The organism is Sorangium sp. So ce176, assembly GCF_051519835.1.
Classification (GTDB): domain Bacteria; phylum Myxococcota_A; class Polyangia; order Polyangiales; family Polyangiaceae; genus Sorangium; species Sorangium cellulosum_G.
The window spans coordinates 11,931,821-11,946,920 of the sequence record NZ_CP150371.1 but is presented as its reverse complement, the minus strand read 5'-3'; the positions used below and the strand labels follow the sequence as shown (position 1 = coordinate 11,946,920).

Sequence of the window (15,100 nt, the reverse complement as noted above, 5' to 3'; positions counted from 1 at the left end):
TCCCCTGACGCGCCGTCGAGCGACAGCCCTACCGCGCCCCTGGGCCCCGCCCCTCTCCGCGCTCGCCTGCCGCGGCGCTCCCCGGCCAGGATCGATCGAGGCTCACCGGATCACCCAGGTCGCGATCTGCGCCGAGGTCGGACGCTGCGCGTCTGGCTCCTCACGTCGAGGTCGCTGTCCGCGATCCCCGCATGTACGCTCGGCTTTTCTGGAGGGTCAGGGTTTCTTCGGAGGGTCAGGGGCGCTAGATTCACGGAAGTTGCACCCACGCCGTCGGGGAAATCCGTTGTGGTAGCACTTCTCCGTGTAGTATTTCGTCTTGTCCCGGTAATCGGGATCTTGGCGCTCGCGGGGTGCGGCGACCGGGGCAAGGCGACGGCCGGTGCGGACGCGAAGCGTCCTCCTGCCTTGCTTCAGTTCGAGGGCTACCTCTACGTCCCGACCGGGACGAGCGACTTCAAGATCCTCGAGCGCGTGCGGGCGCAGACGCGCTCGCTGTTCACGGGGCTGCGGCGCTCCCGGGTGATGGTGAGCCGGCGCGAGGTCCAGGGCGCGACAACGGACCGCTTCATCAAGGAAGCCGTCACTGTCGTCGACACGGAGACGGGGCAGCGCGACGTCGCGCTCCGCGTGCGGTACCGCTATGTGGCCCGGCCGGAGATCGCGAACGGCATCGACGATCGCAAGGAGCTCGCGCTCGCGCTGCTGCACCGGGAGGACGACGCGATCGCGGAGCGCGTGCTCCAGGAGTGCACGGCGAAGCCCGAGCTGACCAGGGGGGGCCACAGCGCCGTCGGCCTCGATTTCGATCCGTCCCTCCCGAGGTGCAAGGCCGCGATCGACGCGGAGCAGGCGGCGATCGCGGCCGCGCGCGCGAAGGTCCCCGAGCTCGCCGGCGCACCGCCGGGGTCCGCCACGGACACCGTCACGGTCGAGGAGGTCCGGCGCGTGTACCTCCCGATCCTGGTGACGGTCGAGCTCCGCGACAGGAAGCCGGGCGAGATCGCGCCGCGCTACATCCCGGTGGATCGCCCGGAGGAGATCGCGCGGGCCCCGGCGGCGGACCGTTCCGGCGCCGAGCTTCCCGAGGAGCTCGCGCCGGCGGCGGTGATCATCGATCCGGATCTCGCGACGCGCACGCCGGAGGAGAAGGCGATCGCCGAGGGCGCGCTGCTGCCGCCGCTGCCCGGGTCCGGCGGCACGACCGCCGAGATCGGCGGGAGGCGGCTGCCCCAGGTCGTGAGCCCCGCGGTCGTTGAGGCGCAGCAGCGCAAGGCGGAGGCCCACAACGATCGGTTCGAGATCCCGTTCGAGACGCTGGCCGACCCCAAGTTCCTGGTGGTGTGGCTGAGCCTTTTGATGGCTTACCCCATCCTCCGGGGCGACCCGCGCAAGCGGGGCTGACGCGGCGGGCGCGGCCGGCCACCGCGCGCCCGAGGCGGCCGCCGCTCAGCCGCCTCGCGCCCCTGCGCTCCAGCGCTTGCGGGCGCGCGAGAGGCTGCCCGGCTCGGCGAAGCCGACGAGGAGCGCCGCCTCCTTGGCGCTCGCGCCGCTGTCCATCAGGTCGCTCGCGCGCGCGCGGCGCTCGCGGTCGACGAGCTCCTGGAAGCTCGTCGCTTCCTCCCGCAGCCGGCGCTGCAGCGTGCGGGCGCTCATGTGCAGCCGCCGCGCCACGCTCTCGAGCCGGGGGGCGGCGACGTCGAGCTCGGCGCGGAGCATCGAGCGGATGCGCTCCGAGAGCGACGCGGACGAGGGGAGCGCGGCGACGGCCGTGAGGGCGATGCGCTCGAGCGCGCGCCCCAGGAAGTCGGGCGGCGCCGCGACGGGGCGCTCGGCCACCGCCGCGGGCAGGGCGAGCTCGTTCTCGGCGCGGCCGTACGCCGGCGCGACGCCGAGGGCCGCGCAGAGCGCGTCGTCGGGGCCGAGCCGATCGTGCCGGAGCTGCACGGCGTGGCCGTCGGCGGGCTTGCCGGTGAGCAGGCGCACCGCGTCGACGATCTCGACGAGCGCGCACTCGGCGAGCACCGCGCGCGCCAGGGCGCTCCGCCCGGGGTGCTCGAAGCGGACGGCGAGGCCGCCGCGGCGCGGGGCCAGGGTGAAGCGCTCGCCGTCGCCCCAGACGCGCTGGTAGGCGACGGCGCGGGTGAGCCCCTCGCGGAACGAGGGGCCCGCGAGCAGCAGGAGCGCGGCGACGCCGTACGTCTCCTCGTCCCGCACGCGCGCCATCGCGGCCCCGAGGCCCGCCGCGCCCACCCGCGACGCCGCCGCCTCGACGGCGCTGTCGAGCGCGGCGTACGGGACGCGGCAGGTCGGCCGCCGGAGCTCGCCCTCGGTGGCGCCGAGCGCGGCGAGGAGCGGCGCCGGGTCCTCGCCGCGATCCGCGAAGAGCCGGGCGAGGCGCAGGGCCATCGCGCCCGAGATGCCGGCGCGGCTGCTACCGCGCGGCGGCATGGGGCGCATGCGACGATCGAGATGGCGCGCGAGGCCGTGCGATCTGGCGTGTCCGGCCGCCGCGCCCGCGGGGAGGGCGCACTAAGGTTCTCGCCATGATGCTGCGTCTCATGGGGATATTCAGTCTCGCATTCGTGGAGACGGCCGTCGAGCGCGCCCGCCGGGGGCCCGCTCGCCCGAGCTGGAGCTTCGGCTTCGAGTGGGTGGTCCGGGCGCTCCGCCGCGACTTCATCGACATGCTCGGCTGGCCGTATCCGAGGATGCGCGCCGACATGGACGCGCGCTTCTATCCCGGGAAGGCCGTCCGGCGCGTCAAGCGAACGAGCGACACGTTGACGGGCATCCCTGCGGTGTGGTTCGAGCCGCCGGGCGCGATGGGTCGAGGGGTCGTCCTCTATTTTCATGGAGGCTCGTACCTGTTCGGCTCCACGAGGACCCACGCGGACATGATGGCGCGGCTCGCGCTGGCGAGCGGCGCGCGCGTGGTGGGGATCGATTACCGGCTAGCGCCGGAGCATCGCTATCCCGCCCAGCTCGAGGACGCGCTCGCCGCCTTCGACGCGCTGGTCGAGCGGGGCCACGCGCCCGGGGAGATCGCGCTCGCGGGCGACTCCGCCGGGGGCAACCTCGCGCTCGTGGTTCAGCTCGCGCTGCGCGACAGGGGCGAGCAGGCGCGCTGCGCCGCGCTGATCTCTCCCTGGCTCGACCTCACCTCGGGCAGCGCCTCGACGCGCGCGAACGAGCCGACCGACTACGGGACCACGGAGGGCCTGTTGCGTCAGGCGCGCGACTTCGCGGGCGCGATCCCGCTCGACGACGCCCGGCTGTCTCCGCTGCACGCGCGGCTCGACGGCCTGGCGCCGCTGTTCCTCCAGGTCGGCGACGCCGAGCGGCTCCACGACGAGGGCCTGGAGCTCGCGCGGCGGGCCCGCGAGGCCTGTGTCGACGTCACGCTCGACGTGCTGCGCGACATGCCGCACAACGGACCGGTCCTGGCCGAGTACCACCCTGAAGGCGCCCGGGGGGCCGAGACGCTGGGGTCGTACCTGCGAGCGTGCCTGTCGGGGGCTGCGCAGGCGGCGCGTCCACGGGAGTCGTCGCTGCGGCCGGGAGATGGGGAGTCTGCGCGCCGGGCCTGAGCTCCGCTCCGCGCCGGTTGCGGTGCGCGCGCGCCGCGCGTACTGGATCGCGCCCGCGGGTTCGCCTCGTGGGGACCTCGAGGAGGACGGAGACGATGACCCCTTCCCAGGAACTTGTCGATCTGGCCCAGCGGCTGGCGGACGCGAGCGGCGCGGTGATCCGGCGCTATTTTCGCAAGGGCATCGAGGCCGACGACAAGGAGGACGCGAGCCCGGTGACTGTCGCGGACCGCGAGGCGGAGGTGGCGATGCGCGAGCTCCTCGCCGCGCGCGCGCCGGGCCACGGGATCGTGGGAGAGGAGCTCGGCCGCGAGAACGAGGGGGCGGAGCTCGTGTGGGTGCTCGATCCCATCGACGGCACGAAGGCGTTCATCACGGGCAAGCCGCTCTTCGGCACGCTCATCGCCCTGCTGCACCGGGGGCGCCCCGTGCTCGGCGTCATCGATCAGCCCGTGCTCGGGGAGCGCTGGCTCGGCGTCCTGGGCCGGGAGACGCTGTGGAACGGCGCGCCGGCGCGCGTCCGCGCCTGCGCGGGGCTCTCGGATGTGCGCCTCTCCACGACAGGGCCGCAGTACTTCTCGCCGACGGCGGCGCGCGCCTTCGGGGCTGTCGCGGCCCGGGCGAAGCTCGTGAGCTACGGCGGCGACTGTTACCAGTACGGCCTCGTGGCGAGCGGCTGCGTCGATGTCGTCGTCGAGCACGGCCTCAAGCTCCACGACTTCGCGGCGCTCGTCCCCGTGATCACCGGCGCCGGAGGGCTCATGACCGACTGGGAAGGGCGACCCCTCGACGCCGCGAGCGCCGGGGACGTGGTGGCCGCCGGCGATCCGCGCGCCCACGCCGAGGTGCTCGCCGCGCTCCGCGCCGGCCGTCCGGAGCGAGGCGACGGCTGAGATGGCCTGAGGGCGGCGCGCCGGAGCCTCTCCGGCCGGGCCGCCGCGCGCCCGGCCCATGGCTCACGCGCGGAGCCCTCGGTACTGGAGCGCGAGGGAGCTCTTCAGCACCGGATCCAGCGCGACGCCGAGCGTCACGAAGCCGCTGAGCCAGGAGAGGAGCGCCGCGAAGTACAGGGCGAAGACGTTGTGCGCCGCCGCGAGCGGGTCGATGTCGCGCCCGACCTCGCCGCGCGCCTGGGCGTCGCGCACGAGGGCCGCGATGCGGTGCAGGAACGCGAACGTGAGGGCGTTCATCCGCTCTCCGTTCGGGCCTGACGCGCCCGGAAAGGCCTTCACGAACGCCTGCGACACGAGCGGCTGCTCGCCGTACATCGCGAACAGCCTCTGGAACACGTGGAGGAGCTGCGGGAGCAGGGGCTCCTTCCGCGGCAGCGCCTCGAACGCGGCGTCGACCGTGGTCGCGATCCGGTCGTGCATCACCAGCATGAGCAGGTCGGCCTTGTCGCGCGCGTGCACGAACACCGTCCCCGTCGCGACCTCCGCGCGCTCCGCGACCGCCTTGGTCGTCGTGCCGTCGTAACCGAGCTCGGTGAAGAGCGCCCACGCGGCGTCCCGGATCCGCCGGCGGGTGTCGAGCTTCTGCTGCGCGCGCCCGCCGCGCCCGGGCGCCGGCGTGGCCGGCGCGTCCGGCGTGGGCGTGGCCGGCGAGGCGGACCCCTTCCGGCGTTTCGCTGCGCCTGCACTGACCTTGCTCATCGTCCAGGCAATCTGTTTCCGCGCCATCGATCAAGTCAATCCTCATTTGCGCTTGACATGACGAGCTCGCATGATGACCATGGTCAGTGACTTAAGTCATTGAACGAGGGTGGTGCCATGGCTCTGGTCCATTACGACGAAGGCCTCACGATGCGGCAGGCGCGGGCGATCTACTTCGACGTGAACCGCTTCGGCGCGGACGGCGGGTATGGCGACGCGTGGGTCGACTTCAAGCTCGGCCCGCTCCCCGTCCCGTTTCCGAACACGCAGGCGCGCGTGCGCGCTGTCCGCTACCACGACCTGCACCACGTGCTCACGGGCTACGACACGAACACGATCGGCGAGTTCGAGATCTCGGCCTGGGAGCTCGGAGCCGGCTGCAAGGACTTCGCCGCCGCGTGGCAGCTCAACCTGGGCGGTCTCTTCGCCGGGTTGCTCTCGGCGCCCCGCCGCACGGTCCGCGCGTTCCTCCGCGGCCGCCGCAGCGAGACCCTGTACGGCCGCCCGTTCGAGGCGCTGCTCGACCGCACGGTGGGCGAGCTGCGCCGGGAGATGCGCGTGGATGTGCCCTCGTCCGGCCCGGCGGCGAGCGACGTGCTCTGGCTCGCGCTCGCGAGCCTCGCGGGCCTCGCGGTGGGCGTCCTCGGATTCGCGTTCGCGCTCGTCGTGGCGCCGATCGGGCTCGCGAACCTGGCGCTGCGCCGCCGGCGACAAGCAGCCGGCTGAGCCCGCGCACGCGCGCGTGTCCTCCCCCACCCCTCGGCCGCGGCGCCCTTTCTCCCGCTCCACCCGCCCACGCGCCCTCCCCCACCCCGGCTTGACCCGGCGCCCGCGCCGCACGAGGATCCGCCCCGTGCCCCAGCGAAATCGCTACCTCTTCGTCTGCGTCAACCGCCGCCCCGACGGCGTTCCGAAGGGCTCCTGCGCCCAGCGCGGCGCCGAGGGCATCCACGCGCAGCTCAAGGTCGCCCTCGCCGAGCGCGGCCTCGCGAAGGTCGAGGCGCGCGCCTGCACCTCGAGCTGCCTCGACGTCTGCTGGGCGGGCCCCGTCATCGCGGTGGAGCCGGACGGCTACTTCTACGGCCGCGTGACAGCCGCCGACGTCCCCGAGATCGTCGACGCCCTCGCCGCGGGCCGCCGCGTCGAGCGGCTCGTGCTCCCGCCAGAGGACTTCACGGAGGCGACGGCCGGCCCGCCGCTGCCGGCGCCGCCCCGCGGCGCCGCGCCGGGGGCGTGATGCGCGGCTTCGAGTTCTGCGAGACAATGGCCGGGAGCTTCCACCTGGCCGACGCCCCCGCCGACGAGCGGCCCATGTCGTTCACGATCCGCGCCCGCTCGCGCGGCCTCCTCCACTTCCTGCGCAGGCCCGAGGTCGAGATCGAGGGCGAGATCGACGCCGAGGGGTTCGCCGACCACCGCTACCTGTCCGGGCGGCTCGGGCTCGACCTCGCGCGCACCGGCACCCTGCCCTACTCCTTCGAGTTCACCGCCAACGACGGCCGCCGCTGCGCGTTCGCCGGCCGCAAGACCGTCCGCCCCGGCGACCTCCTCGAGTCGATGACCGTCCTGCCCGGCGTCCTCGTCGGCGAGGGCGGCGCCGTGATCGGCGAGGCGCTGCTCCGCTTCGACCTGCGGAGCGACCTGCTCCGGTTCCTGAAGAGCTTCCGCGCCACGAGGTAGCCGCCATGCGAAGACTCGATCCCGCCGCCAGCGCGGTCATCGTCATCGACGTCCAGGAGAAGCTCGCGGCCGCGATGCCGGCGCCCCAGATGGACGCGCTGACCCGCGCGGCCACGGTGCTCATCGAGGCGGCCCGGCGCCTCGGCGCGCCCGTCCTCGCGACCGAGCAGTACCCCGCGGGGCTCGGGCGGACCATCGCGCCCATCGCCGAGAAGCTCGCCCAGGCGGGCGCGCCGGTCCTCCCCAAGATGGAGTTCTCCGCCTGCGACGCCGTCGAGTTCGATCGCGCGCTCACCCAGCGCGCCCCCCGCACCGCCATCGTCATCGGCCTGGAGGCGCACGTCTGCGTCTTCCAGACAGTGCGCGACCTCGCCGGCCGCGGCGTCGAGGTCCACGTGCCCCTCGACGGCGTCGCCTCGCGCCGCGACGACCACCGGCTCGCCGGCCTCGACCTCTGCCGCGCGGCCGGCGCCACGATCACGACCGCGGAGACCCTCGTCTTCGACTGGCTCCGGGTCGCCGGGACGGACGACTTCAAGCACCTCTCGAAGCTCATCCGCTGACGCCGGTGACGCCGGCCCGCGCCCCTCTTGGAGCCCGGACCGCGCGCTTTCCCGGGCAGCGCATCCTGACAACGTCGGCTTGCCACTTTGTCAGACCGGCCGATCGGACTTTGTCAGACCCGTGCTCGGCTGGACACCGCGCTCGCGCCCATGACATAGTGGCGCATGGCTGACGATCTGGCACAAGTCGGAGCACCGCCGAGCGCGCCTCCGCCCGCTGGCGCCGCGCCGCCGCCCGGCGCCCCCACGGTCCTCGTTGTCGACGACGAGCCGTCGAACGTCGCCTCCATCGAGAAGATCTTCCAGCGCGACGGCATGCGCGTCATCACGGCGGACAGCGCGAAGGCGGCGCTGGAGATCGTGCGCAGCCGCCGCGTCGAGGTCGTCCTCACCGACCTGATGATGCCGGGGGTCAGCGGCCTCGAGCTGCTCCGCGCGCTGAAGCAGATCGCGCCCGACACCGAGGTCGTGATGATGACCGCGTACGGGACCGTGGAGACCGCGGTCCAGGCCATGCGCGAGGGCGCCTACGACTTCGTCGAGAAGCCGCTCAAGCGGATGACGATCATCAAGAGCGTGCGCAAGGCCGCCGAGCGCCAGTCGCTCGTCGCCGAGAACCGCTCGCTCCGGCAGGAGATCAAGCTGCTCACGAAGCGCGAGATCGTCGGCTCGAGCCCGACGCTCCGCCGCGTGCTCGACATCGCCACCCAGGCGGCGCCCTCGAGCGCCACGGTGCTCGTGCTCGGCGAGAGCGGCACCGGCAAGGAGCTGCTCTCGCGCTTCATCCACGAGCGCAGCTCCCGGGCGCGCGGGCCGTTCGTCGCTGTCAACTGCGCCGCTATCCCGGAGACCATCCTCGAGGCCGAGCTCTTCGGCCACGAGCGCGGGGCGTTCACCGGCGCCCTCGCCAAGCGCGAGGGCCGCTTCGCCAAGGCCGCCGGCGGCACGCTGTTCCTCGACGAGATCGGCGAGCTCTCGCCGGCCGTGCAGGTGAAGCTCCTCCGCGTGCTCCAGGAGGGCGAGTACGAGCCCGTCGGCGGCGACACCGTGCGCGCCGACGTGCGCCTCGTCGCGGCCACCAACAAGGACCTCCGCGCCGAGGTCGCCGCCGGCCGCTTCCGCGAGGACCTGTTCTACCGGCTCAACGTGATCGCGATCACGGCGCCCCCGCTCAGGACCCGGCGCGAGGACATCCCGCTCCTCGTCGACCACTTCCTCGGCGCTTACTGCACGAAGAACAACCGCCCCCGCCTGGAGGCGCCGCGCGACGTGCTCGCGCGCCTCACCGACTACACGTGGCCGGGCAACGTCCGCGAGCTCGAGAACGTGATGGAGCGCGCCGTGGTGCTCTGCCGCGGCGACCAGCTCTCGGTCGACGACCTGCCCGATTTCATCCGCGAGGCCGCCCCGGCCGAGCCGAGCTCGCTGACCTTCTCGGTCGGCACCCCCCTCGACGAGGTCGAGCGCAGGCTCATCCGGGAGACGCTCCGCCACGCCCGGGGCGACAAGTCGGTGGCCGCGCAGCTCCTCGGCATCTCCACGCGCACCATCTATCGAAAGCTCGGCGAGCTGGAGTGACACAGCGCGCGCCCCCCGGCAGACAGGGCCCGCGCCGGCTTGCCGACACCCCCGTGAAAATCCATTTGTCACTTTGGCAAGGCGAGGCCGTCCGGCGCGCCGCGGGTGCGTCACCTTGGCGGGGCAGCTTCCGCAATTCTGTGAAAATGGCGAGAGCTGCCGAAGATTGACCACTGGCATGGAACTCGCCTAGAGGAGCATGGGCGCATGGGCATCGACGCGATCCTGAAGCGGTATTTTCCCTGGGTGCTGGGCGTGTTGATCGCGCTCGCCGCCTATTTCCAGGCGTCGGGCATGGGTCAGCTCGTGGCCTCCAGCGTCGCGGTCGACGCGCCGCCGCCGCCGCCGCCGCGCCCCCCGGCGCGCCCGGGGGCGTTCGGGTCGACCGCGAGCGCGGACCACGCGACGAACGCCGGGCCGATCCTCTCGCGGAACCCGTTCGACTCGGTGACGGGGCCGCTCGACGGCAAGCCCGTCGAGCTCCCGAACATCCAGCAGGAGATGGCCAACAAGGACCCGTACGCCGATCCGTCGTGCGACGGCGCCCGCGTCCTGCTCATCACGCAGGCCGAGGATCCGGAGTGGTCGTTCGCGGCCATGAGCGGCTCGGACGGCAAGGCGATCTTGCGGCGGCAAGGGGATGAGATCGCCGGGCAGACCGTTTACTACGTGGGGTGGGATCGGGTCTGGCTGACCTCCGGCAGCGCGCGCTGCCAGGCCATCGTGGGCGGCAACAACGCCGGCGCGCGGGCCAGCGCCTCGCCGGCGCCCGCGACGGCGCCGCCGCCCACGGCGTCGACGGCGAAGGCGGCCGCCCGCGGCGGCAAGAAGGTCCCGCCGGAGATCGCCTCGAAGATCCAGCGGGTGAGCGAGACGGAGTTCAACGTGGAGCGCAGCGCGGTCGACGCCATCCTGGAGAACCAGGGCGAGCTGATGCGCTCGGCGCGCATCGTCCCCGAGAAGGAGGGCGACAAGGTGGTCGGCATCCGTATGTTCGGAATTCGACCGGACTCGCTGCTCGGGACGCTCGGCCTGGAGAACGGAGATCGGCTGTCCAGCATCAACGGGTTCGAGATGAGCGATCCGCAGAAGGCCCTCGAGGCCTATGCGCGGCTCCGGACGGCGGACAGGCTCACGGTGACGATCAACCGCAAGGGAAAGCCGATGAACATCGACTTCAACATCAAGTGAGCGCTCCGGACTGAACCTCGGGGACTGCAGCAGGCGACACCGGACGAGACAAGACGAAACCAGGGTAGCGGCATGGCGCGATGGATAGGGAGATTGAACGAAGGGAGCCTGCTCCGACGGACGCTGTTGTATGTCGGCACGTTCGTCCTCGGCTCTCTCGCGTTCGTCGGGGTCATGAGCCTTCTCCTCGTGTCGGTGGCGAGGACCGTCCTGCCGCCCCGCAACGCCGATGGATCCACGGCGGAAGCGACGGAGGAGGCCGACAGCGAGGCCGCCGCCGGGACGAGCAAGACCGCCCTGGGCAAGACATCCCGCTCGAAGCGGCCGCGGCCCCCCTCGCCGGCCGAGCGCGAGAGCGCGCCGAGCGCGCCGAGCGCGCCGAGCGCCGACTGAGCGGCGCCGCCTCCCCCCTTATCAACCCACGCAGAGAATATCGAGCCGACTGATGGTGATGACGACCCTCGAGCGACCCCGCTGCCTCCGGAGGAGGCTCCTCGCCGCGCCGGTGGCGGCGCTCGTGCTCGCCGCGGCGGCCCCGCCCGCCGCAGCGCAGCCCGCGAACCGCAACGCCCCCGTGCTGCGGACCCCTGGCCAGAGCGCGCCGGCCCAGGGCCGCCCCGGGATCCCCTCCGGCGCGGCGGCCGCGGGCGCCGCGGGCGCGGGCGCGGGCGCAGGCGCAGCAGCCCCGGGCGCGCCGGGCGCCGCGGGTGCGGCAGGCGCCGCGGGCGCCGCGGGCGACGCCGGAGACGATCCGCTCGCCGGGGTGAAGCAAGGCGTCCAGGAGATCGAGTTCAAGCCGAAGCCCGGCGGCTACAAGGTCAGCTTCAACCTCGACGAGGCCGACCTCCCGGAGCTGGTCAAGGCGATCAGCAACATCACCGGACGCCGCTTCATCTACGGCGGCAAGCTCCGGCAGATCAAGGCCACGGTGTACGCGCCGGAGAAGGTGACCGTCGCCGAGGCGTACAGCGCGTTCCTGTCGATCCTCGCCTCGAACGACCTCACCGTCATCCCTCACGGCCGCTTCCTCAAGATCGTCGAGACGCCCGGCGCCGTGTCGGAGACGACCCCCGTGTACGGCGCCGCCGCGCCCGTGCCCACGGAGGACCGGTTCGTCACCCGCCTCTACCGGCTGTCCCATATCGACGCCAACGACGCGGGCGGCGTCCTGACCAAGTTCAAGTCGAAGGACGGCGACGTCACCGTCTACCCGCCCGGCAACCTGCTCATCATCACGGACACCGGATCGAACATCCAGCGCATGCTCCGCATCGTCGAGGAGATCGACGTCGGCGGCGCGGGCGATCAGCTCTGGGTGCAGCCGGTGCACTACGGCTCCGCGGCCGAGGTCGCGACGAAGCTGAACGAGATCGTGGACCCGAGGGCGGCGGGCGGCGCCGGCGGCAGGCCCGGCCGGGGCGGCGCCGGCGCCGGCGGCACCGGCGCGCGCATCATCGCGGACGACAGGACCAACTCGCTCATCATCACCGCCTCCGAGCCGGACTACCTGCGCGTCCTCGGCATCCTGAAGCGCCTCGACGTGCCGCAGTCGGGCGAGGGGCAGGTCCACGTGCTCTCGCTCCAGCACGCCGGCTGCAAGGAGCTGTCGGCGACCCTGAACCAGGTGCTCGGCGGCAACACCGGCGGCGGCGGCGCGGCCGTGGGCGGCCGGGGGGCCGCGCGCAACGCCCCCGCGGTGCCCGGCTCGACCGACGACATCTTCGAGGGCCAGGTGAAGGTCACCTGCGACGAGGCGAGCAACAAGCTCCTCATCACCTCGTCCCCCCACGATTACGCCCAGCTCCGCGCCGTGATCGACCAGCTCGACGAGCCGCGGCGGCAGGTGTTCATCGAGGCCGTGATCATGGACGTGAACGTCAACCGTTCGCTCGATTTCGGCATCGGCTACCACGCCGGCGCGCCGTTCGACACCGCGCAGGGCCAGGGCCTCGTCTACGGCGGCAACAACGTCGTGCCCTCGGTCGGCGGCTTGCCGTCGCAGCTCGGCGCGCTCGCGCTCGGCGTCCGGGGCGCCGAGATCCCGGGCTCGAACAACATCTTCGGGACGGGCCTGTCGATCCCCGCGTTCGGCGTCGTCCTCCACGCGCTGGCCCAGGACGGCGACTCCAACGTGCTCGCGACGCCGCACATCCTCGCGACCGACAACGTGCCGGCCGAGATCTCGATCGGCCAGAACATCCCGCTCCAGACCAACGTGGGCGGCGGCGGGCTCAACCAGCTCGCGAGCCTGGCGGGCGGCGCGGGGGCCGCGGGCGCGCTCGGCGGGCTCGGCGGGCTCGGCGGCCTGCTCGGCGGCCTCGGCGGCGCCGCCGCGCGCCAGGACGTCGGCACGAAGATCAAGGTCATCCCTCACGTCAACGACTCGGACCAGGTGCGGCTGGAGCTCACCGAGGAGATCTCCGACGCCGGCGCCCCCCTCGAGGGCGCGCTCGGCGCGATCCCCATCAACAAGCGCACAGCGAGCACCACCCTCGTCGTCCGGGACCAGCAGACCGTGGTGATCGGCGGCCTCGTGCGCGACGGCACGACGACCTCGGAGACGAAGATCCCGGTGCTCGGCGACATCCCGGTGCTCGGGTTCCTCTTCCGGCAGCGGGTCAGGACCAAGACGAAGACGAACCTGCTCCTCGTGCTGACGCCCTACGTCATCCGCGACCAGGAGGACCTCCGGGCCATCTTCGAGCGCAAGATGCAGGAGCGGCAGGAGTTCATCGACCGCTATTTCGTCTTCAGCGACAGCGCCGCGTGGGAGCCGCCGCGCGACTTCGGCCGGTCGAACGGGCTCGTCGAGGACATCCGGCAGTCGATCCTGACCGAGGAGGAGCGCGCGCGGCTCGAGGAGGAGGCGCGGCCGAAGGTGCCGCGGGAGCACACGCCGGTGGAGCCGGTGGGGCTGCCGGTCTTCGGCGGCAAGAGCGCCGGCGGGCCGATGGCCCCTGGTATGGAGATGGACGGCGACGCGCCCCCGCCCCCGCCGCCGAACGGGGCCGCGCCGCCGGCGCGGCCCTCGCGGCGACCGATCGGCGGGCGGCAGATGGAGCGCGTCGAATGAGCACGCAGCAGTATCTCGGCGAGATCCTGGTCCGCCGGGGCGTCGTCCCCGCGGAGCGGCTCGCGCCGCTCTACGACACAGTCCGCGAGCGCGGTCAGCCGCTCGCGGACCTCATCGTCTCGTCCAACATCGCCGACGAGGCGAGCATCGCGAAGGCGCTCGCGGAGGAGTGCGAGGTCGGCTTCCTCCAGCGCATCGACATCGACGCGGTGCCGCTCGAGCTCGCGAGCCGGGTGCCGATCACCTACGCCAAGCAGCACAAGATCCTGCCGCTCGCCGAGCACGACGGGGTCGTCTACTGCGCGACCGCCGACCCCCTCGACACGACCGCGATCGACGACGTGCGGGCGCTGTTCGGCAAGCCGGTCGAGATCGCCGTCGCGACGAGCGACGCCGTGCTGAACGCGATCAACCGCATCTGGGAGAAGAAGGAGGACGGCGGGGCGAAGCTCGAGGGCGAGGCGGCGCTCGAGGAGGACAACCTCGTCGACATCATCGACTCGGACGACGACGCCCCGATCATCGCCTGGGTCAACGGCCTCTTCGCGCAGGCCGTCCGCGAGCGCGCGAGCGACATCCACATCGAGCCCGAGGAGCGCGACGTCGTCGTCCGCTACCGGATCGACGGCGAGCTCTACGTCGCGAAGCGCGCCTCGAAGCAGTTCATGGCGCCGATCATCGCGCGCGTGAAGATCATGGCGTCGCTGAACATCGCCGAGAAGCGGCTCCCGCAGGACGGCCGCATCACCCTCAAGATCGCGGGCAAGAGCGTCGATATCCGCGTCTCCACGGTGCCGACGAGCCGCGGCTTCGAGCGGATCGTGATGCGCATCCTGCACAAGGCCTCGGTCCTGCTCGGGCTCGACGACCTCGGCTTCGCGCCGCGCGAGTACGCCCTGATGGACGGGCTCATCCAGCGGCCGGACGGCATCATCCTCGTCACCGGCCCGACCGGCAGCGGCAAGACGACCACGCTCTACGCCTGCCTCAACCGGATCAACGAGCCGAGCCGGAACATCCTCACGGCCGAGGACCCGGTCGAGTACGAGATCGGCGGCATTCATCAGATCCACGTCCACCCCGGGATCGGGCTCACCTTCGCCTCGGCGCTGCGCGCCTTCCTCCGGCAGGACCCGGACGTGATCATGGTCGGCGAGATCCGCGACAAGGAGACGGCCGAGATCGCCATCCACGCGTCGCTCACCGGCCACCTCGTGCTCTCGACCATCCACACGAACGACGCGGCCGGCGCCGTGACGCGCCTCGTCGAGATGGAGATCGAGCCGTTCCTCGTGCGGAGCAGCGTGATCGGCATCCTCGCCCAGCGCCTCGTGCGCCTGCTCTGCCCGACCTGCAAGGTCGCCTACCGCCCCTCCGACTACGAGCTCCAGCAGCTCGGCCTCGACCAGGACCGGCTCGCCTGGAAAGCCCGGCGGAAGTTCTCCAACCGGTACGGCGTGCACGGACAGAAATACGCCTACATCGGGCAGGACATCGACCGGGCCGTGTTCTACAAACCCGGGGGCTGCGACGCCTGCAACCAGAAGGGGTTCATCGGCCGGCGGGGCATCTACGAGCTGATGATCATCGACGACGCGGTGGGCCCGCTCATCCTGAAGAGCGCGGACGCGCAGACCATCAAGCGGGTCGCCATCTCCCAGGGGATGGATACGCTCCGTGACGACGGGGCGCGCAAGGTGCTCCAGGGCACCACCACCGTCGAGGAGGTGCTCGCGGCGACCCAGGAAGACGTCATCGTCGACGAGTAGGGAA

General features: G+C 72.5%; 14 protein-coding genes. 12 read left to right on the top strand and 2 right to left on the bottom strand.

The genetic code is table 11. The features are described from left to right. The first annotated feature begins 339 nt into the window (after nt 1–339). Nucleotides 340–1,404, top strand: a complete 1,065-nt coding sequence (locus tag WMF42_RS45085) for a hypothetical protein (RefSeq protein ID WP_233561303.1) — start codon at nt 340–342, stop codon at nt 1,402–1,404. A 45-nt stretch (nt 1,405–1,449) separates the two neighbouring features. On the opposite strand, the gene WMF42_RS45080 is transcribed toward WMF42_RS45085, so the two are convergent. After that, complete coding sequence (locus tag WMF42_RS45080) at nt 1,450–2,451, bottom strand: AraC family transcriptional regulator ligand-binding domain-containing protein (protein ID WP_061607255.1); 1,002 nt, start codon at nt 2,449–2,451, stop codon at nt 1,450–1,452. Between the two features lie 95 nt (nt 2,452–2,546). Between WMF42_RS45080 and WMF42_RS45075 the strand changes: the two genes are divergently transcribed. Continuing rightward, complete coding sequence (locus WMF42_RS45075) at nt 2,547–3,590, top strand: alpha/beta hydrolase (RefSeq protein WP_437689488.1); 1,044 nt, start codon at nt 2,547–2,549, stop codon at nt 3,588–3,590. A gap of 95 nt (nt 3,591–3,685) precedes the next feature. Continuing rightward, entirely contained in the window at nt 3,686–4,483 is a 798-nt protein-coding gene (gene hisN / locus WMF42_RS45070; protein WP_437689487.1) for a histidinol-phosphatase, read from the top strand. Between the two features lie 63 nt (nt 4,484–4,546). On the opposite strand, the gene WMF42_RS45065 is transcribed toward hisN, so the two are convergent. After that, nucleotides 4,547–5,242: a TetR/AcrR family transcriptional regulator gene (locus WMF42_RS45065; protein WP_437689485.1), complete on the bottom strand. Its 696-nt coding sequence runs from the start codon at nt 5,240–5,242 to the stop codon at nt 4,547–4,549. Between the two features lie 117 nt (nt 5,243–5,359). On the opposite strand from WMF42_RS45065, the gene WMF42_RS45060 reads away from it, so the two are divergent. The 9 genes from WMF42_RS45060 (at nt 5,360) to gspE (ending at nt 15,096) form a co-directional block, all read left to right on the top strand. Further along, on the top strand, nt 5,360–5,968 hold the full coding sequence (locus tag WMF42_RS45060) for a hypothetical protein (protein WP_061607251.1): 609 nt from the start codon (nt 5,360–5,362) through the stop codon (nt 5,966–5,968). Between the two features lie 127 nt (nt 5,969–6,095). Beyond that, nucleotides 6,096–6,479 (top strand): (2Fe-2S) ferredoxin domain-containing protein, encoded by a 384-nt coding sequence (locus tag WMF42_RS45055; RefSeq protein ID WP_437689483.1) that lies wholly within the window; start codon nt 6,096–6,098, stop codon nt 6,477–6,479. Between the two features lie 26 nt (nt 6,480–6,505). Continuing rightward, on the top strand, nt 6,506–6,922 hold the full coding sequence (locus WMF42_RS45050; protein WP_437689481.1) for a hypothetical protein: 417 nt from the start codon (nt 6,506–6,508) through the stop codon (nt 6,920–6,922). A 5-nt stretch (nt 6,923–6,927) separates the two neighbouring features. Beyond that, nucleotides 6,928–7,485 (top strand): isochorismatase family protein, encoded by a 558-nt coding sequence (locus tag WMF42_RS45045; RefSeq protein ID WP_437689480.1) that lies wholly within the window; start codon nt 6,928–6,930, stop codon nt 7,483–7,485. A gap of 165 nt (nt 7,486–7,650) precedes the next feature. After that, entirely contained in the window at nt 7,651–9,063 is a 1,413-nt protein-coding gene (locus WMF42_RS45040) for a sigma-54-dependent transcriptional regulator (RefSeq protein WP_061607247.1), read from the top strand. Nucleotides 9,064–9,270: 207 nt separating this feature from the next. Beyond that, the gene (gene gspC / locus WMF42_RS45035) at nt 9,271–10,254 is read left to right on the top strand and encodes a type II secretion system protein GspC (RefSeq protein ID WP_061607246.1); all 984 of its coding nucleotides are present in this window, start codon (nt 9,271–9,273) and stop codon (nt 10,252–10,254) included. A gap of 93 nt (nt 10,255–10,347) precedes the next feature. Further along, complete coding sequence (locus WMF42_RS45030; protein WP_437689477.1) at nt 10,348–10,647, top strand: hypothetical protein; 300 nt, start codon at nt 10,348–10,350, stop codon at nt 10,645–10,647. A 52-nt stretch (nt 10,648–10,699) separates the two neighbouring features. Then, nucleotides 10,700–13,327: a type II secretion system secretin GspD gene (gspD, locus tag WMF42_RS45025; RefSeq protein ID WP_437689476.1), complete on the top strand. Its 2,628-nt coding sequence runs from the start codon at nt 10,700–10,702 to the stop codon at nt 13,325–13,327. Further along, on the top strand, nt 13,324–15,096 hold the full coding sequence (gene gspE, locus WMF42_RS45020; protein ID WP_437689474.1) for a type II secretion system ATPase GspE: 1,773 nt from the start codon (nt 13,324–13,326) through the stop codon (nt 15,094–15,096). The genes gspD and gspE overlap by 4 nt, the downstream gene beginning before the upstream one ends. Nucleotides 15,097–15,100: the final 4 nt, after the last annotated feature.